The organism is Mycolicibacterium doricum, assembly GCF_010728155.1.
In the GTDB taxonomy this organism is placed as follows: Bacteria; Actinomycetota; Actinomycetes; order Mycobacteriales; family Mycobacteriaceae; genus Mycobacterium; species Mycobacterium doricum.
In genome coordinates this window covers 1610780-1628046 of the sequence record NZ_AP022605.1, presented here as the reverse complement: position 1 = coordinate 1628046, position 17267 = coordinate 1610780, and the positions used below count along the sequence as shown (strand labels likewise).

Sequence of the window (17267 nt, the reverse complement as noted above, 5' to 3'; positions counted from 1 at the left end):
TTCTCCGCCTCACCGGACGGATCGTTAAAGGATGTCAAACTCGGGGAAGCCTACCACCGCAGCGGCATCCTCTCCGTCGTGGCTAGCCTGGGCAGCGTGAATCTCGACGGCAACCAAGCGTCCATCCGAGAGGCGATCGACGCCGGGCTGCTCTCCGGCGCCGTCACGCTCGTGTGGCAGGCCGGGCGCGTGGTGCAGGTGAACGAACTCGGTCACCGCGACATCGGCGCCCGCCTGCCGATGCAGCGTGACACGATATTCCGCATCGCGTCGATGACGAAGCCCGTCACCGTGGCGGCAGCCATGACCCTGCTCGAGAACGGCCGCTTCGCGCTCGGCGATCCGGTCACCACCTGGCTTCCGGAACTCGCGGACATGCGGGTACTCGATGACCCGGGCGGGCCACTGGACCGCACCCACCCCGCCCGCAGGGCGATCACCGTCGAGGATCTGATGACCCACCGCAGTGGGCTGGCCTACTTCTTCTCCGTCGGCGGGCCGCTGGCGCGCGCCTACGGCCGGATCTCGGCCAAGCAGAGCCCGGATGCGTGGCTGGCGGAGATCGGCGCACTGCCGCTGGAGCACCAGCCCGGCGACCGGTTGACCTACAGCAACGCCACCGACGTGCTCGGCATCATGCTGGAACGCATCGAGGGCAGATCGCTGCAGGAGGTGCTCACCGAGCGCATCCTCGGGCCGCTGGGTATGTCGGACACCGCATTCTTCGTGGCGCCGCACAACCGCGGGCGGGTCGCGACGATGTACAAAATCGCCGCCGACGACACGCTCAGCCACGATGCGATGGGGCCGCCGACCACGACGACGCCGCCGTTCTGCATGGGTGGGGCGAACCTGTTCTCCACCGCCGACGACTATCTGAGGTTCGCCAGGATGCTGCTGGCGGGCGGCGAGGCGGACGGGGTGCGGGTCCTCTCGGAGCAATCCGTGCGGTCCATGCGCACCGATCGGCTGACCGTCGATCAGAAGAAGCATCCGTTCCTCGGAATGCCGTTCTGGCTCGGGCGGGGTTTCGGGTTGAACCTGTCGGTGGTCACCGACCCCGCCAAATCGCGTCAGCTGTTCGGGCCAGGCGGTCTGGGCACGTTCAGCTGGCCCGGCGCCTACGGCACGTGGTGGCAGGCCGATCCGAGCGCCGAGCTGATCCTGATCTACCTCATCCAGAACCTGCCCAACTTCGGTGCCGACGCCGCAGCGGCGGTCACAGGCAACACCTCGTTGATGAAACTTCAGTCGGTGCAACCGAAGTTCGTCCGACGCACCTACTCCGCTCTCGGCATTTGACGGCCGGTCGGCACCGGCGCGGTTGGCCTGTCGCCATGTCCACTGCGACCGTCCTCGTGAACGGCGCCGGGATCGCCGGTCTGGCGCTCGCGATCTGGTTGACCCGCAGCCGCTCGTCGGACAACCGGATGCCGTCGTCGAGCAAGTCGTGTCGGCACGCCACAGGATCAGCCGCCGGCCACCGGCGAGCACGACCTCCTAGCCCTCCGACGGACCCTGCGCCGATCCGCGCACCGCCTGCGAGGCGGCCCGGATCTGAGGTGTCACGAGCATGACCTGGCCGAGCACACCGTTGACGAAACCGGGTGAGTCGTCGGTCGACAACTGCTTGGCCAGCTCGACCGCCTCGTCGACCGCGACGGGTTCGGGGACGTCCTGGGCGTGCAGCAATTCCCAGACCGCGACCCGCAGGATCGCGCGGTCGACCGCGGGTAGCCGGTCGAGCGTCCAGCCGTGCAGGTGCGCCGAGATCAGGTCGTCGATGTGGGCGCGGTGGTCGGTCACCCCGCGCGCGACGGTGACCGTGTACGGGTTCAGCGCGGTCACGTCGGGTTGTGTACCCGCCAGTTTGTTGCGCGAGGCCGCGACCTCGGCGGGGGTCAACCCTCGCGCCTCGGCCTCGAAGAGCAGATCGACGGCGCGCTTGCGCGCCTGGTGGCGGCCCCGGTCCGGTTTGCGGTCAGACATGGCGGGCAGGCACGGCCGGGCGCCGGTCAGGCATTGACGCGGCCGAGGTAGCTGCCGTCCCGCGAATCGATCTTGAGCTTGTCGCCGGTGTTGATGAACAGCGGCACCTGGATCTCGGCCCCGGTCTCCACCGTCGCCGGTTTGGTGCCGGCGCTGGACCGGTCGCCCTGCAGACCGGGCTCGGTGTGGGTGACGACGAGTTCGACAGTCACCGGCAGTTCCAGGTACAGCGGGACGCCGTCGTGGAACGCGATCTGCACGGGCATGCTCTCGAGCAGAAAGCCCGCGGCGCGGCCGACGAGCATTTCCGGCAGCGGGTGCTGCTCGTAGTCTTCGGAGTCCATGAAGACGAAATCCGAACCGTCGCGGTACAGGTACGTCGCGTCGCGCCGGTCGACGGTGGCGGTCTCCACCTTCACCCCGGCGTTGTAGGTCTTGTCGACGACCTTGCCGGACACCACGTTCTTGAGCTTGGTGCGCACGAAGGCCGGGCCCTTGCCGGGCTTGACGTGCTGGAACTCGACGATCTGCCATAGTTGGCCGTCGATCTGCAGGACAAGCCCGTTCTTGAAGTCGGCGGTCGATGCCACGGTCGTACTACTCCTAGTTCTCTGTTCAGAGGATGGCCAGTTCCTTGGGGAACCGGGTCAGCAAGTCGGGGGCGTCTGATGCTGTGCCCCGGTCGAAGCCGACCACCAGCGTGTCCTCGATGCGGACACCGCCCTGGTCGGGCAGATAGACACCGGGCTCCACGGTGACCACGGAGCCAGCAAGCAGTGTACCGGCGGCGGCCGCGTTGATTCCCGGCGCTTCGTGGATCTGCAGTCCAACACCGTGCCCGAGGCCGTGGCCGAAGTGTTCGGCGTAACCGGCGTCGGCGATCACCTGCCGCGATGCCGCGTCCACCTCGGACAGCGTGACGCCCGCCGCGAGCGCGTCGGTTCCGGCCCGTTGCGCGGTGGCGACCACGTCGTAGATGTCGCGCTGCCAGTCCTCGGCACGGCCCAGTACGAACGTGCGGGTCATATCCGAGTGGTAGCCGCTCACCAGCGCACCGAAGTCGATCTTGACGAAGTCGCCGGTGGCCAGTACCGCGTCGGTGGGCCGGTGGTGCGGGATCGCCGAGTTGGGCCCGGCGGCGACGATCGTCTCGAAAGACGGGCCGTCGGCGCCGTGGTCGAGCATCAGTGCCTCCAGATCACGTCGCACCTGCTTCTCGGTCCGGCCAGGGCGCAGGCCGCCGGCTGCGATCAGATCTTCGAGCGCGGCGTCCGCGGCCTCGCATGCCAGCCGCAGCAGCGCGACCTCGCCGGCGTCCTTCACTTCGCGCAGCGCCTCGACGATCCCGGCGGCGCGGACCAGGTCGACGTCGCCGGCCGCCTTGACCAGGCTGCGGTGTCCGTCGACGGTCACCACGTGGCTCTCGAAGCCGAGGCGGCGCAGGCCGTCGGCGGCGGCGCGTCCGGCCAGGTGCGGCGCGCACGCCCGCTCGATGACGACCTCGGCGTCGGGTGACTGTTTGGCGGCCTGCGTGCGGTATCGGCCATCGGTGGCCAGGATCGGGGTGGTGTCGGACACGCGGACGAGCAGCGCGGCGTTCGAACCGGTGAATCCCGACAGGTATCGCACGTTGACCAGATCGGTGACCAGCATCGCATCGAGTTCGGCGGCAGCCAGCCGTTCGCGCAACCGGTCTCTACGCTGGGAAAGAGTCACAGCCGCTGACGGTACTCGCTACGCTGTTGCGCCATGAGCAAGTGGTTACTGCGCGGACTGGTGTTCGCGGCCCTGATGGTGATCGTCCGATTGCTGCAGGGAGCGATGATCAACGCGTGGGAGACCAGGGCGGCGACGATCAGCCTGGTCCTCGTGTCGATGTACGCGCTCGCGGCGCTCGCGTGGGGGATCATCGACGGCCGTCGGGACGCGCGACGCAACCCCGATCCGGAACGCCGCGCGGATCTGGCGATGACGTGGCTGCTGACCGGTCTGTTCGCCGGCATCGTGAGCGGGTTCGTCGCGTGGCTGATCAGCATGTTCTACGAGGACGTCTACGTCGAGGGGCCGCTCAACGAGCTCACCACGGTGGCGGCGTTCACCGCGTTGTTGACGTTCGTTCTCGCGATCCTCGGGGTGACGGTGGGGCGCTGGCTCGTCGACCGCAAAGCGCCCGACGTGCCGCGCCGCCGCGCTGGTGAGGACGACCGCGCCGACACCGACGTCTTCGCCGCGGTGCGCCCGGGCGGACACGGTGATCCGACGGCGCAACACAACACTCCGATGACCTCTCAGGGCGGCGGAACCGAGCCGGCGACACCGCCGGAGAACCGTCTCTGAGCGCTGGCAAGGTAGCGTAACGCCAGCAGGTAGCCCTGCACGCCCAGGCCGACGATCACCCCCGTGGCGACCGCGCTCAGGTATGAGTAGTGCCGGAACTCCTCTCGGCGGTGCACATTCGACATGTGCACCTCGATCAACGGTGCGCCCAGTTCGGCGCACGCATCGCGGAGCGCGATCGACGTATGGGTCAGGGCCCCCGCGTTGAGCACGACCGGTTCGCCGGCGTCGGCGGCCGCGTGGATCCAGCCGATCAGTTCGGCTTCGCTGTCGCTCTGCCGTACCGAGACACTCAGCCCCAGACCGGCGGCCTCCTGCTCGATCATCGACACCAGATCAGCATGGGTGGTGTTGCCGTAGACGGCGGGTTCACGGCGTCCCAGCCGGCCCAGGTTCGGCCCGTTGATCACGTTGACGGTCGACGTGGCGCTCACCGCGTCGCTCCCACCACCGAGTAGGCCGCGGTGAGCAGGGACGGGTCTGGGCCCTCGAGCCGACCCGGTTTGGCGAGCCCGTCGAGCACCACGAACCGCAGCATCCCGGAGCGGGTCTTCTTGTCGCCCACCATGTACTCCAGTAGTTGCGGCAGCGCGTCGGGGTCATAGCAGACCGGGAGTCCCAGCGCTTCGAGGACCGACCGGTGCCGGTCGGCGGTCTGGTCGTCCAGACGGCCAGCGAGACGGCCGAGTTCGGCGGCGAACACCAGGCCGACGGACACCGCCGCGCCGTGGCGCCACTGGTAGCGCTCGCGGCGCTCGATCGCGTGGGCCAGGGTGTGCCCGTAGTTGAGGATCTCCCGCAGCGCCGATTCCTTCTCGTCGGCCGCGACCACTTCCGCCTTGACCGCTACCGATCGCCGGATGAGTTCCGCCAGGACGTCTTTCGACGGATCGAGGGCAGCTTCGGGATCGGCTTCGATGAGATCGAGGATGTGCGGGTCCGCGATGAACCCGGCTTTGACGATCTCGGCCATGCCGGCGACGATCTCGTTGCGGGGCAAGGTCTGCAGCGTCGCGAGGTCGATCAGCACGGCGGCGGGCTGGTGGAAGGCGCCGACCAGGTTCTTTCCGGCATCGGTGTTGATGCCGGTCTTGCCGCCGACCGCGGCGTCGACCATGCCGAGCAGTGTGGTCGGGACGTGGACGATGTCGATTCCGCGCAACCAGGTCGCCGCGGCGAATCCGGCCACGTCGGTGGCCGCTCCCCCGCCGAGGCTGACAATTGCGTCCTTACGCCCCACCCCGATCCGGCCGAGCACCTCCCAGATGAATCCCACCACCGGCAGCTCCTTGCCGGCTTCGGCGTCCGGGATCTCGATGCGGTGAGCATCGATTCCCGCATCCGCCAAGTGCCTTCGAACGGCTTCAGCAGTCACCGCGAGCGTCGGCTGATGCAGGATCGCCACCTTGTGCCTGCCCTCGAGCAGGCGGCCGAGGTCACCGAGCAGGCCGGTGCCGATGGTCACCGGGTACGGCGGGTCGACCAGCACGTCGACGGTGACCGGCGCTGTCACGTGTTCTTCTCCAAGGTCGTGTTCTTCTCCAACGTCGTTTTCTTCTCCAACGTCGTTGCCCTGTCCGGGTCCGGTGTCCGCTCCACGCGGCAGGCGGCCATCATCGCCGGCGTCGGTGGGGCGTCGGATTGCTGCTGTTCCTTCGTGGCGTCCCTGCGCCACGGTGGGCGACGACGGCGACGTGGCCGGTTCTGCACGGCAGTCGCGGATTTGTTCGCCGGCGGGTGTGCGGACGACTTCTCCAGCCGGGCGACGATGTGGCGGACCACCGCCCCGGGGTTACGGCGGTTCGTGTTCACCCGCATGGTGGCCACCCGCCGGTACAGCGGGACACGCGCGTCCAGCAGAGCCTGGTACTTCTCGGCGCGGTCGGGTCCGGCCAGCAGCGGCCGCACGGTGCTGCCGCCGGTGCGGCGCACACCTTCGGCGGCGCTAATCTCGAGGTAGATCACCGTGTGCCCGGCCAGCGCGTCACGCACACCGGGGGTGGTGACGGCCCCGCCGCCGAGCGAGAGCACCCCATCGTGGGTCTGCAGCGCCGAGCGGACGACCTCTTCCTCGATGCGACGGAACTCCTGCTCACCGTCGGTGCCGAAGATGTCGGCGATCGTGCGTCCCGTGACGCCCTCGATGGCGGCGTCGGTGTCGAGCAGCGTCAGCCCCAGCGCCTTGGCGAGGCGACGGCCGATGGTCGACTTACCCGAACCGGGCAGGCCGACCAGTACCGCCCGCGGCGCCATCAGCCCGACGCCTGCGCCGGCTGCGCGGTGGCCGGTTGGCGTGCGGCGACGGCCCGCAGGTAGGACTCCACGTTGGTCCTGGTCTCGGTCAGCGAGTCGCCCCCGAATTTGCGCAGGGCTGCCCGCGCGACGACGAGCGCCACCATCGTCTCGACGACGACCCCCGCGGCGGGAACCGCGCAGACGTCGGAGCGCTGGTGGATGGCGACGGCTTCCTCGCCGGTCGACATGTCCACGGTCGCCAGTGCGCGCGGAACCGTCGAGATGGGTTTCATGGCAGCGCGGACCCGGAGCGGTTGACCGTTGGTCATACCGCCCTCCAGCCCGCCGGCCCGGTTGGTCCACCGTTCGATGCCGTCGGGCCCCGGGTGGATCTCGTCGTGCGCGACGCTGCCGCGCCGCCGTGCGGTTTCGAAGCCGTCGCCGATCTCGACGCCCTTGATGGCCTGAATGCCCATCACCGCCGCGGCCAGCTGACTGTCGAGGCGGTCGTCCCCGCTGGTGAACGATCCCAGGCCGACCGGCAGCCCGGACACCACGACTTCGACGACACCGCCGAGCGTGTCACCGTCGCGTTTGGCCGCTTCGATCTCGGCGATCATCGACTTCTCGGCCGCCTCGTCGAAGGCCCGCACCGGGCTGTCATCGATCGCCGCCAGATCGGCCGGTGCCGGCGGCGGACCGACGTAGGGAGTCGACGCCCCGATGGAGATGACGTGGGAGACCACCTCGACGCCGAGCACCTGGCGCAGGAAGGCGCGCGCGACGGTGCCCGCGGCGACGCGTGCGGCAGTTTCGCGGGCACTGGCCCGCTCGAGCACCGGTCGGGCGTCGTCGAACCCGTACTTGAGCATGCCGGCGTAGTCGGCGTGGCCGGGCCGCGGCCGTGTCAGCGGGGCGTTGCGGGCGGTCTCGACGAGTTCGGCGGGGTCGACGGGGTCGGCGGCCATCACCATCTCCCACTTGGGCCACTCCGTGTTGCCGATCTGGATCGCGATCGGACCGCCGAGCGTGACGCCGTGCCGGACACCACCAAGCATCGTGATCTCGTCCTGCTCGAACTTCATGCGCGCACCGCGGCCGTAGCCGAGCCGGCGGCGCTTCAGCTGAGCGCCGATGTCCTCGGTCGTCACCGAGACGCCCGCGACCATGCCCTCGAGCACAGCCACGAGCGCGCGGCCATGGGATTCACCGGCAGTGGTCCAACGCAACACGGGTCCCATCTTCCCATGGCGCGTCGGGCGCGGCTAAATCCGCCAACCCGTGGCGTGACTCTGAATTCCACCATGACGGCGCCGGTGCGGTGGACGCCGTCGGCGCACGTATGACAACGGGCAGTCGGCGCTCATATCAGCACCACGGCGACAGCGGCCGCACTGGCCGCACACATCGACGGCCCGTGCGGCACTGGGCGCTCTCGCCGCGCGACTGACACCAGCGCCCACAGCGCGGTGAGCATCGGCGCGGTGAACGCGGCGAGCAGCCACACGTCGATCCCGAAGGCGCCGGTCAATCCGCCGACCCCGAGCGCGAGTTTCGCGTCCCCGGCCCCCATCGCCGCAGGCGCCAGCAGATGCGTGACGGCGTAGATCGCGAACAGTGCGGCGGCGCCGAGAGCGGCGGGCGCCCCCAGGCCGGCGACTGCCGCGCCGATCAGCATCATCGCGGCGCCGGGCAGGGTCAGCCAGTTCGGCAGCCGCCGCCAGCGGATGTCGTAGAGGGTCAACGCCGAGAGCCACACCACCACGACGACCGCCGCCACGAATCGAGGCTAAGCGCTCTGCAGTGCCGCCCTCATCACCTCTTTCGGGGCCGGCCGGCCGGTGAACTGTTCGACCTGCGCGACCGCCTGGTGCAGCAGCATGTCCAGTCCGCTGACCACCCGGCCGCCCGCGGCATGCACCGCCGCTGCCAACGGCGTCGGCCACGGATCGTAGACGGCGTCGAGCAGTACCGGGGTGCGGGCCAGCGCCCCCGCGTATCGCTCGGCCACGTCAGCGGGGACGGTGCTGACGACCGCACCACAGGCTGCCGCAAGGTCAGCCAGGGCGGGGGCGCCCAGGTCGCACCACTGCGCACCGACACCGACACGGTGCGCGAGGTCGACCAACGGCGCCGCCCTGTCCGGGTTGCGGGCGGCGATCGTGAGGTGGGCGGCACCGAGCGCGGCCAGCGCCACCACGGCGGCCGGGGCCGTCCCGCCCGAGCCGACCACGATCGCCGGTCCGTCGACCGCGCCGAGCGCGCCGGAGACACCGTCGACATCGGTGTTGTCGGCCCGCCACCCGTTGGGTGTGCGCACCAGGGTGTTGGCCGACCCGACCAACTCAGCGCGGTCGGTGCGTTCGTCGGCGACATGCAGTGCGGCGAACTTGCCCGGCATCGTCACCGAGACCCCGACCCACTCCGGGCCGAACCCGCCGACGAGCCCGGGAAGTTGGTCGGCGGTGCACTCGATGCGCTCGTAGGTCCAGTCGGTAAGGCCCAACGCGCGGTACGCCGCCAGGTGCAGTTGCGGTGAGCGCGAGTGGGCGATCGGTGACCCGAGGACGGCGGCCTTACGCCTACCTGGCACTGTCGAGGACACCGTTGCGCTGCGCCAGTTCGATGTTGGTCAGGTGCTCGTTGTAATCCCGGGTGAACAGGGTGGTGCCCTGCAGGTCGATGGTGACGAAGTAGAGCCAGTCCCCCTCCGCGGGCTGCTCGGCCGCCAGAAGCGCCGGCTTGCTCGGCGAACAGATCGGGGTGGCGGGCAGCCCGGGCTGCACATAGGTGTTCCACGGGGTCAGCTGGCCGCGGTCGCCGTCTGTGGTGGCGACCTCGATGCGGTCCAAGGGATAGTTCACCGTGGAGTCGAACTCGAGGGTGCGGTTCTCGGCCAACCGGTTGTAGATCACGCGGGCGACCTTTGCAAAGTCCTCCGGCTTGGACTCGCGCTGCACCAGTGAGGCCACTGTGAGGACCTGATACGGCGAGAGGTTCATCGCGGTGGCGGTTTCGAGTAGGCCGCTGTGCGCGTACTGGCTGGCGCTCGACCGGATCAGCGTCGCGAGGGTCTCCTGCGGCGCGGCCGACGGATCGATGTTCCAGCTGCCCGGCGCGATCAAGCCCTCGAGGCGGCGATGGTCGGCGCCCATCGCGGCGACGGGTTGCACCGCCCATTCGGGGACGCCCAGCACCGAGGGCGCCGCCGTCTCCGCGACCCGCTTGAGCTCTTCCACCGGCACACACTGTTGTTGGCCGTCGAGGTTCACGCAGGTGGCTTTCGAGATGAGCGTGAAGATGCCCTCGGTGACGGCGTTGGTCTTGACGTCGGACACGTCGTCGAGCTGGCGGCCCTCGGGAATCACCAGCTTGCCGACGCGGCTCTGCGGGTCGGTGAGCCGTTCGACGGCGTTGGCAGCAGGGATCTCGGTACGGACCTTGTAGAAGCCGGGCTGGATTGCCGTCATCCCGGAGTTGCGCTCCGCGGCGTCGACGAACGCCTTGACCGTCGCCACGACGTTGTTGTCGTGCAACGTCTGGCCGATCGCCGTCGTCGAGTCGCCGTCGTGCACCTGGATCACCACGTCGTTGAGACCCTCGCCGGCGAAGTCGTTGCCGCTAGCGCCGAACATCTTGTGCCACAGCGTGGAACCCAGGAACACCACGCCGATCACGACGACGACCAGCAGCGCGAGAGACACCGCCCCGGCCATCCGGCGCTTCCTGCGACTGCGCTCCAGACGCATCCGCTCCGAGCGGCTCATGCCGCGCCGTGGTGGTCCCACCGCCACGGGTTCCGCACGCTCGTGACGCCAGTGCTCAGCCATGCCCGCCCTCTCCGGGCGCGGCCAGTGCCGCGCGCCGCTGGTCCAGCCAGCTCTGCAAGATGCCCACCGCCGCAACCTGGTCGATCATCGCCCGCTGCCCTTTGGCGCGGACACCGGCCTCGCGCAGCGAACGCTGCGCGGAAACGGTGGTGAGCCGTTCGTCTGCCATGCGTACCGGGACCGGTGCGATCCGCCGGGCCAGCGCCGCGGCGACCTCGATGGCGTCGTGCGCGGCCGGTCCGGTCCGGTCGGCCAGCGTCCTCGGCAACCCCACGACGACCTCGACGGCCTGCAGTTCGGTCGCCAGTTGTGCCAGCCGGCGAATGTGGCGATCCGATCGGTCCCGGCGCACGGTCTCCACCGGGGTGGCCAGCAGACCGTCCGGGTCACTGGCGGCGACGCCGATCCGTACGCTACCGACGTCGATTCCGATTCGCCGTCCGCGGCCCGGGTCGCCCTCTCCCGGGCGGTCGGGGAGGCGGTGGTCGCTGTCGGTCACCACGTCAGCTCCTGTCGATCTCGGCACGCAACGCGGCCAATGCCGCGTCGATGCCCGCCGCCCCCTTACCGGAACCCTGCGCGAGATCTGCCTTGCCGCCCCCACGGCCGTTGACCGCTGCGCCGAGCCGTTTGACCAGTTCGTCGGCGCGTATCCCCAGATCCTGGGCGGCCGGGTTGACGGCCACCACAAAAGGCACGGTGTCGTTCTCGCCTTCGGCGATCAGCGTGACGACGGCCGGGTCGCTGCCCAGCTTGCCGCGGATGTCGCCGACGAGTGTGCGCAGATCGCCCGCCGACATTCCGCCGGCCATCCGCTGCGCCACGAGTCGGACCTTACCGACAAGCTCGGCACCCGCGACAGCGTTGACGGCCGCCGCACGCGCATTCGCCAACCTAAGGCGGTCGAGTTCCTTCTCTGCCGCCCGCAATCGCTCGACCAACCCGGCCACCCGCGCCGGGACTTCCTCGGACGGCACCCTGAGCGACGAGGCGAGCCCGGCCATCAGCGCACGCTCCTTGGCCAGGTGGCGGAACGAGTCCAGGCCGACGTAGGCCTCGACCCGGCGCACGCCTGACCCGATCGAGGATTCCCCGAGGATGGTCACAGGCCCGATCTGGGCGGAGCTACGCACATGGGTGCCGCCACACAGTTCCAGCGAGAACGGACCGCCGATCTCGACCACCCGCACCTCGTCGGGGTAGGCCTCGCCGAAGAGTGCCATCGCGCCCATCGACTTGGCCCGCTCGAGGTCCGTCGTGAAACTGTGCACTTCGAAGTCAGCCTCGACGGCCTCGTTGGTCACCTCTTCGATCTGGGTGCGCTGTTGCTCGGTGAGGGGGCCTTGCCAGTTGAAGTCGAAACGCAGGTAGCCGGGCCGGTTGAGGGAACCGGCCTGCACGGCGTTCGGGCCAAGGACTTGCCGTAGCGCGGCGTGCACCATGTGGGTGCCCGAGTGACCCTGGGTGGCGCCGTGCCGCCAGCGCGGGTCGACCGCCGCCACCACCGTGTCACCTTCGACGAATTCACCGGATTCCACGGTGACTCGGTGTACCCACAGGGTTTTGGCGATCTTCTGCACATCCGACACCGCGGCCTTGGCCGTCTCGGACGCGCCGGTGCCGGTGATGGTGCCCTCGTCGGCGATCTGGCCGCCGGATTCGGCGTAGAAGGGGCTGCGGTCGAGGACCAGTTCGATGCGGTGCCCGGCGGTGACGGTGTCGTGCCCGGCGACGGGAACGCGCCGGCCGTCGACGAAGATTCCGAGGATGCGGGCCTCGGTGGTCAGTTCGTCGAATCCGGTGAACTCGGTCGGATGAGTGTCGACCAGGTCGCGGTAGGCGGTCAGGTCGGCGTGCGCCTGTTTACGGGCGGCGGCGTCGGCCTTGGCGCGCTGCCGCTGCTCGGCCATCAGCCCGCGGAAGCCTTCTTCGTCGACCGACAGACCGGCTTCGGCGGCCATCTCGAGGGTCAGTTCGATCGGGAAACCGTACGTGTCGTGCAGGGTGAACGCGTCGGATCCCGACAGCACGGCGGCACCGGACGACTTCGTGGCGCGGGCGGCGTCCTCGAACAGCCGCGACCCGGAGGCGAGCGTCCGGTTAAACGCGGTCTCCTCGGCGACGGCGATGCGCTGGATGCGATCGAAGTCCGTGCCCAGTTCCGGGTACGAGGGGCTCATCGCGTCGCGCACCGTGACCATCAGCTCGGCCATCACCGGCTGGTCGACACCGAGCAGCTTGGCGGCGCGGACGATGCGGCGCAGCAGGCGGCGCAGTACGTAGCCGCGGCCCTCGTTACCCGGGCTGACACCATCCCCGATGATGACCGCGGCCGTGCGGCAGTGGTCGGCGATGATGCGGTAGCGCACGTCGTCGGTGTGGTTGCCCTGGCCGTAGCCGCGCGGCGCGATGCCGGCGACCAGGTCGATGACGGGACGCAACAGGTCGGTCTCGTAGACGTTGTCCACGTTCTGGAGCAGACACGCCACTCGCTCGACACCCATCCCGGTGTCGATGTTCTTGCGCGGCAACGGTCCGAGGATCTCGAAGTCCTCTTTCGAGGTGCCCTCCCCGCGCTCGTTCTGCATGAACACGAGATTCCAGATCTCGATGTAGCGGTCCTCGTTGGCTTCGGGTCCACCCTCGATCCCGTACTGCGGACCGCGATCGACGTAGATCTCCGAGGACGGGCCGCAGGGCCCTGGAATGCCCATGGACCAGTAGTTGTCGGCCATCCCCCGGCGCTGGATCCGTTCCAGCGGCAGCCCGGCCACCTCCTGCCAGAGCCGGATCGCCTCGTCATCGTCGAGGTATACTGTCGCCCAGAGCTTTTCGGGGTCGAACCCGTAGCCGCCCTGCTCGACAGGGTTGGTCAGCAGGGTCCACGCGAACTCGATCGCGCCCTTCTTGAAGTAGTCGCCGAACGAGAAGTTGCCTGCCATCTGGAAGAAGGTGTTGTGCCGGGTCGTGATGCCCACCTCGTCGATGTCCGGCGTCCGGATGCACTTCTGCACGCTGACCGCACGATCCCAGGGTGGCGTGCGCTGGCCGAGGAAGTAGGGGACGAACTGCACCATGCCGGCGTTGACGAACAGCAGGTTGGGGTCGTCGAGGATCACCGAGGCGCTCGGCACCTCGGTGTGCCCAGCTTTCACGAAGTGATCGAGGAAGCGCTTCCTGATCTCGTGTGTCTGCACGTCTGAGGCATCCTTCATCAGGTCGGGTAATTCGACCGATCTACAGTACCCGCCGCGGTCTTCGCGCCGTCACCACGACGATCGCGGGTCATGCGCCGAGGAAGCTCAACCTCACGGAGCGACGGGGATTGTCCCTGTTGAGGTCGACGAGCACGACACTCTGCCAGGTACCGAGAAGCGGTTCCCCGTCCCGCACGGGGACCGTGACCGAAGGTGAGATCAACGCGGGCAACACATGGTCGGCGCCGTGTCCCGGTGAGCCGTGAGCGTGGCGGTACCGATCGTCGCGCGGGAGCAACCGCTCGAGCGTGTCGAGCAGGTCGTCGTCGGATCCGGACCCGGTCTCGATGAGCGCAACACCGGCGGTGGCGTGCGGCACAAACACGTTGCACAGGCCGGACCGGCCCCCAGAGCGGCGCTGTCCGCAGAACGACCGGACGGCGTCGGTGAGGTCGACGATGCGGCGCCGGGAGGTGTCGACGTCGAGGAGGTCGGTGTCCATGACGCCAGCGTACGAGCCGCGGGTAGGCCATTGCCCGGCCTGATTCGGCGGAGCATAGTGAGAGGTGAACCGGTGGCGCCACCGGGGCGCTGCCCCGTCACCCGAAGGGGGTGAGGCTGTGTTCGCACGCACAACCACCATTGAGGCGCGACCTGACGCGGTAGATGCCGGCATCGGTCATATTCGCAACGAGGTGATGCCGGTCCTGCGGGACATCGACGGTTGCGTCGGGCTGTCCCTCCTGGTGGAGCGCGAATCCTGCCGCTGCATCACGACCACCGCCTGGGAGTCGGCCGAAGCGATGAGCGCCGCCGCAGAGCGAGTCCAGCCGGTGCGCGAGCGCGCCGCCGACGTGTTCGGTGGCGCGCCGGTGGTCGATGAGTGGGAGATAGCGGTGCTGCACCGCGACCATCGGGCCGGAGCCGGGGCCGGGGTGCGGGCGACGTGGTTGAGCGCCCGTCCCGAGCAGTTCGATCAGGTAGTGGCGTTCTATCGCTCCGAGGTGCTGCCCTCGATCGAGGAACTCGAAGGGTACTGCAGCGCAAGCCTGATGATCGACCGCACCTCGGCGCGGGCGGTCTCCTCGGTGTCGTTTGATTCCATGGGAGCGATGAACCGCACTCGGGACCAGGCCCGCTCGCTGCGCACCGCGCGTTTGCGCGATTTGGGCGCCGACCAGCTCGACGTCGGTGAGTTCGAGTTGGTGATCGCCAGCCTGCGGGTTCCCGAGATGGCGTGACCCATAGGGGATCGACGCAGGCGTTTGCTCACCGGATCGGCCAGCGCGGTGAACGCTCGATCCAACTGTTCGTCGACCTCCCACTGGCCATCGGTGAACCGCAATTTTGATAGAGGCTTTTATTCACCACAACCGCTAGATGTGTGCCGTGTGAGTCAAGAATTTGGTCAGCCCCGTTTTCGGATGATTGCCCGCAGCCGGTCGAGGCGACCGCTGATTTCCCGTTCGGCACCGCGGCCGGTGGGGCGGTAGTAGTCCACGCCCACCAGCTCAGCGGGCGGATACTGTTGTGGTACAACACCGTCGGGATGGTCGTGGGCGTAGACATAGCCGACTGCGTTACCGAGTTCGGCGGCACCGGAATAGTGGCCGTCGCGCAGGTGTGCGGGCACCTGACCGGCCTTGCCGTTGCGGACGTCGTTCATCGCCGCCCCGAGCGCGGTGGTGACCGCGTTGGACTTCGCGGCGGTGGCGAGGTATACGGTGGCGTGGGCCAAGGTGAGTTGCGCCTCCGGCATTCCGATGAGCTGCACGGTCTGGGCGGCCGCGACGGCGATGGGCAGCGCCGTGGGGTCGGCCATGCCGATGTCCTCGCTGGCGAGGATCATCAGCCGGCGCGCAATGAACCGGGGATCCTCCCCCGCCACCAGCATCCGCGCGAGATAGTGCAGCGCGGCGTCGACGTCGGATCCGCGGACAGATTTGATGAAGGCACTGACGACGTCGTAGTGCTGGTCGCCGTCACGGTCGTAGCGCACCGCTGCCTTGTCCAGTGACTGTTCGACGATGTCGACCGTCACCCGGCCGTGGGCCGCCGCGGCCGATTCGGCGGCCACCTCCAAGGCGGTGAGGGCCCGGCGTGCGTCGCCTGCCGACAACTGCACAATCATCTCCACCGCGTCATCGCTGACCTCGACACTGCCGTGGAGTCCCCGCGGATCGGCCACCGCGCGGCGGACGACCGCGGCAATGTTTTCCGGTGTCAGCGGCTGCAACTGCAGGATCAGCGACCGGGACAGCAGCGGGGCCACCACCGAGAATGACGGGTTCTCCGTCGTCGCCGCCACTAGCAGCACGATGCGGTTCTCCACCGCCGCCAGCAACGCGTCCTGCTGGGTCTTGGAGAACCGGTGCACCTCGTCGATGAAGAGCACGGTCTGGTGTCCGTGGAGCAGGCCCTGGCGGGCCTTGTCGATCACCGCACGGACTTCCTTGACCCCGGCTGACAATGCCGAGAGAGCCTCGAACCGGCGTCCGGTCGCCTGCGAGATCAGCGAGGCCAGCGTGGTCTTCCCGGTGCCGGGCGGGCCGTACAGGATCACCGACGCGGCGCCGGACCCCTCGACCAGGCGGCGCAGCGGCGAATTCGGCTTCAGCAGGTGTTGCTGACCGACCACCTCGTCGAGGCGAGCGGGACGCATCCGCACCGCCAACGGCGCGGACACCGGTGCGCCCGCCGTCAGTGCGCCGGGGCCGTCAGCCGGCAGATCGAACAGCGAGTCGGACACGCCTCGTGCTTACCACGTCACGGCGACGGCGGCGCCGTGACGAAATCGATGAGCTCCTCGACGCGTCCGATGAGTTCGGGCTCCAGATCCGTCCAGTTCCGGACGTTGCCGCGGATGCGTTGCCACGCCCGGGCGATGTCGGCCTGGGTGCCGTGCGGCCAGCCCAGCGCGGCGCACACGCCGTGCTTCCAGTCCACACCCCGCGGCACCACCGGCCAGGCCCCGATGCCGAGCCGCGCCGGCTTCACCGCCTGCCAGATGTCGATGTAGGGGTGTCCGACGACCAGGGTGTGCGCACCGTAGGACCCCCGCCGGACGGCATCGGCGATGCGCGACTCCTTCGAGCCGGTGACGAGGTGGTCGACCAGCACACCGAGGCGGCGGCCTGCGGCGGGACGGAAGCCCTCGACGATCGCGGCGAGGTCGTCCACGCCGCCGAGGTGCTCGACCACCACGCCCTCGACCCGCAGATCGTCACCCCACACCTGCTCGACGAGATCGGCGTCGTGCCGGCCTTCGACGTAGATGCGACTCGCCAGTGCCACCTTCGCGCGGGCGCCCACCACCGCCACCGAACCGGAGGCTGTGCGCGCCGCCGGCGCCGGCGCACGGCGCAGCGTCGTCAGGATGACCGGCCGCCCGTCGAGCAGGAATCCGGGACCGAGCGGGAACGCCCGCACCCTGCCGTGGCGGTCTTCCAGCTCGACGCGCCCGGTTTCGACGCGGACCACCGCGCCGACATACCCGGATTGCGCGTCCTCGACCACCATCCCCGGCTGCACGGGCTGTTCGGTGGAGCGCACGCGTGTGATCGCATGGGGATTGCGGGCCAGCACGTCGGGGCCGTAGCGATCGGTCACCGGGTGATCGTAGGGACGCCGACGGGTTCTGCGCCGAACATCTGCCCGCGTGTTGCTCCACCGTTGCGCC

At 69.1% G+C, this 17267-nt stretch carries 18 protein-coding genes; 3 read left to right on the top strand and 15 right to left on the bottom strand.

All coding sequences use genetic code 11. The features are described 5' to 3' along the window. The first annotated feature begins 96 nt into the window (after nucleotides 1-96). A complete protein-coding gene (locus G6N07_RS08155; RefSeq protein ID WP_085190757.1) occupies nucleotides 97-1302 on the top strand; it encodes a serine hydrolase domain-containing protein in 1206 nt (401 codons plus the stop codon). Nucleotides 1303-1500: 198 nt separating this feature from the next. Here the strand turns inward: G6N07_RS08155 and nusB are convergent, their stop codons facing one another. From nusB to G6N07_RS08140, 3 genes are read right to left on the bottom strand one after another with little or no spacing between them, the layout of a single operon-like run. Beyond that, the gene (nusB, locus tag G6N07_RS08150) at nucleotides 1501-1989 is read right to left on the bottom strand and encodes a transcription antitermination factor NusB (protein WP_085190759.1); all 489 of its coding nucleotides are present in this window, start codon (nucleotides 1987-1989) and stop codon (nucleotides 1501-1503) included. A gap of 26 nt (nucleotides 1990-2015) precedes the next feature. Further along, nucleotides 2016-2579, bottom strand: a complete 564-nt coding sequence (gene efp, locus G6N07_RS08145) for an elongation factor P (RefSeq protein WP_085190761.1) — start codon at nucleotides 2577-2579, stop codon at nucleotides 2016-2018. Between the two features lie 25 nt (nucleotides 2580-2604). Next, a complete protein-coding gene (locus G6N07_RS08140; RefSeq protein WP_085190763.1) occupies nucleotides 2605-3705 on the bottom strand; it encodes a M24 family metallopeptidase in 1101 nt (366 codons plus the stop codon). A 33-nt stretch (nucleotides 3706-3738) separates the two neighbouring features. On the opposite strand from G6N07_RS08140, the gene G6N07_RS08135 reads away from it, so the two are divergent. Further along, nucleotides 3739-4326, top strand: coding sequence for a B-4DMT family transporter (locus G6N07_RS08135; protein WP_085190765.1), 588 nt, complete (start codon nucleotides 3739-3741; stop codon nucleotides 4324-4326). Here the strand turns inward: G6N07_RS08135 and aroQ are convergent. From aroQ to G6N07_RS08085, 10 genes are all read right to left on the bottom strand, one after another. Further along, complete coding sequence (gene aroQ, locus G6N07_RS08130; RefSeq protein ID WP_085190767.1) at nucleotides 4278-4760, bottom strand: type II 3-dehydroquinate dehydratase; 483 nt, start codon at nucleotides 4758-4760, stop codon at nucleotides 4278-4280. The two genes, G6N07_RS08135 and aroQ, sit on opposite strands and share 49 nt — an antisense overlap. Further along, a complete protein-coding gene (aroB, locus tag G6N07_RS08125) occupies nucleotides 4757-5839 on the bottom strand; it encodes a 3-dehydroquinate synthase (protein WP_085190769.1) in 1083 nt (360 codons plus the stop codon). Before aroB ends, aroQ begins: the two co-directional genes overlap by 4 nt. Next, nucleotides 5836-6579: a shikimate kinase gene (locus G6N07_RS08120; protein WP_085190771.1), complete on the bottom strand. Its 744-nt coding sequence runs from the start codon at nucleotides 6577-6579 to the stop codon at nucleotides 5836-5838. The genes aroB and G6N07_RS08120 overlap by 4 nt, the downstream gene beginning before the upstream one ends. Further along, nucleotides 6579-7793, bottom strand: coding sequence for a chorismate synthase (gene aroC, locus G6N07_RS08115; protein ID WP_085191133.1), 1215 nt, complete (start codon nucleotides 7791-7793; stop codon nucleotides 6579-6581). The genes G6N07_RS08120 and aroC overlap by 1 nt, the downstream gene beginning before the upstream one ends. Before the next feature lie 131 nt (nucleotides 7794-7924). Next, entirely contained in the window at nucleotides 7925-8326 is a 402-nt protein-coding gene (locus G6N07_RS08110; protein ID WP_085191135.1) for a prepilin peptidase, read from the bottom strand. A gap of 24 nt (nucleotides 8327-8350) precedes the next feature. Then, entirely contained in the window at nucleotides 8351-9166 is an 816-nt protein-coding gene (locus G6N07_RS08105) for a shikimate dehydrogenase (RefSeq protein ID WP_085190772.1), read from the bottom strand. Beyond that, the gene (locus G6N07_RS08100; protein ID WP_085190774.1) at nucleotides 9144-10391 is read right to left on the bottom strand and encodes an endolytic transglycosylase MltG; all 1248 of its coding nucleotides are present in this window, start codon (nucleotides 10389-10391) and stop codon (nucleotides 9144-9146) included. The genes G6N07_RS08105 and G6N07_RS08100 overlap by 23 nt, the downstream gene beginning before the upstream one ends. Continuing rightward, nucleotides 10384-10890, bottom strand: a complete 507-nt coding sequence (gene ruvX / locus G6N07_RS08095) for a Holliday junction resolvase RuvX (RefSeq protein WP_085191138.1) — start codon at nucleotides 10888-10890, stop codon at nucleotides 10384-10386. The genes G6N07_RS08100 and ruvX overlap by 8 nt, the downstream gene beginning before the upstream one ends. Nucleotides 10891-10894: 4 nt before the next feature. Further along, nucleotides 10895-13588, bottom strand: a complete 2694-nt coding sequence (gene alaS, locus G6N07_RS08090) for an alanine--tRNA ligase (protein WP_085191137.1) — start codon at nucleotides 13586-13588, stop codon at nucleotides 10895-10897. 88 nt (nucleotides 13589-13676) lie between these two features. Then, entirely contained in the window at nucleotides 13677-14090 is a 414-nt protein-coding gene (locus tag G6N07_RS08085; RefSeq protein WP_085190776.1) for a secondary thiamine-phosphate synthase enzyme YjbQ, read from the bottom strand. A gap of 118 nt (nucleotides 14091-14208) precedes the next feature. Here G6N07_RS08085 and G6N07_RS08080 point away from each other — a divergent pair, with 118 nt between their 5' ends. Continuing rightward, the gene (locus G6N07_RS08080) at nucleotides 14209-14829 is read left to right on the top strand and encodes an antibiotic biosynthesis monooxygenase (protein WP_085190778.1); all 621 of its coding nucleotides are present in this window, start codon (nucleotides 14209-14211) and stop codon (nucleotides 14827-14829) included. A 167-nt stretch (nucleotides 14830-14996) separates the two neighbouring features. Here the strand turns inward: G6N07_RS08080 and G6N07_RS08075 are convergent, their stop codons facing one another. Together G6N07_RS08075 and G6N07_RS08070 are read right to left on the bottom strand one after the other, a co-directional pair. Then, on the bottom strand, nucleotides 14997-16337 hold the full coding sequence (locus G6N07_RS08075; protein WP_085190780.1) for a replication-associated recombination protein A: 1341 nt from the start codon (nucleotides 16335-16337) through the stop codon (nucleotides 14997-14999). Nucleotides 16338-16354: 17 nt separating this feature from the next. Further along, nucleotides 16355-17197 carry a DUF3097 domain-containing protein gene (locus G6N07_RS08070; protein WP_085190782.1) on the bottom strand — a complete coding sequence of 281 codons (843 nt, stop codon included), beginning with the start codon at nucleotides 17195-17197 and terminating at the stop codon, nucleotides 16355-16357. Between the last annotated feature and the right edge of the window lie 70 nt (nucleotides 17198-17267).

Coding starts and splice junctions, on each gene's coding strand:
- nusB (WP_085190759.1), bottom strand. CDS start 1,989: ATGTCTGACCGCAAACCGGACCGGGGCCGCCACCAGGCGCGCAAGCGC.
- G6N07_RS08135 (WP_085190765.1), top strand. CDS start 3,739: ATGAGCAAGTGGTTACTGCGCGGACTGGTGTTCGCGGCCCTGATGGTG.
- G6N07_RS08120 (WP_085190771.1), bottom strand. CDS start 6,579: ATGGCGCCGCGGGCGGTACTGGTCGGCCTGCCCGGTTCGGGTAAGTCG.
- G6N07_RS08100 (WP_085190774.1), bottom strand. CDS start 10,391: ATGGCTGAGCACTGGCGTCACGAGCGTGCGGAACCCGTGGCGGTGGGA.
- G6N07_RS08085 (WP_085190776.1), bottom strand. CDS start 14,090: ATGGACACCGACCTCCTCGACGTCGACACCTCCCGGCGCCGCATCGTC.